The 486-nt window shown below is 52.7% G+C and carries 1 protein-coding gene; it reads right to left on the bottom strand.

Features of this window, described 5'->3' with window-relative positions:
* The coding region (locus ACTHSW_RS10820) for a transposase (protein ID WP_440373917.1) at window positions 1–486 on the bottom strand (486 nt) is incomplete at both ends.

The following is a 486-nucleotide window of genomic DNA, read 5'->3' as shown; positions in this document are numbered from 1 at the left end:
CGTCCTGCAGCCGATGCTCTTTCAGATGTTGCCGGTTTTCCTCACTGTCATAGCCTTTGTCGGCATAGACGGTCGTACCTTTGGGCAGTCCTTCCAACAAAGGCGACAGGTGTTTGCACTCATGGGCATTGGCGGGAGTGATGTGCAGTTTCTCGATATAGCCTTCCGCATCGGTACGGGTATGTTGTTTGTAACCGAGTTTGTAGAGGCCGTTTTTCTTTATCCAACGGGCATCGCTGTCTTTACTCGGTGTGGTTTGGCTGCTGACTTGTCCTTCTTCATCAACTTCTATGGCCTGGCGCTGTTTGCTGCCGGCGGTCTGAATAATGGTGGCGTCAACGACGGCGGCGGATGCTTTCTCTACTTTTAGGCCTTTTTCAGTCAGTTGGCGGTTAATCAGTTCCAGCAGTTCGGACAGGGTGTTGTCTTGCGCCAGCCAGTTGCGGTAGCGGCATAAGGTGCTGTAATCGGGGATGCTCAACTCGT

The organism is Neisseria sp. P0008.S004, assembly GCF_051962755.1.
In the GTDB taxonomy this organism is placed as follows: Bacteria; Pseudomonadota; Gammaproteobacteria; order Burkholderiales; family Neisseriaceae; genus Neisseria; species Neisseria subflava_A.
Note: the sequence above shows the minus strand (reverse complement) of the source record. Positions and strands in the feature narration are given on the sequence as shown.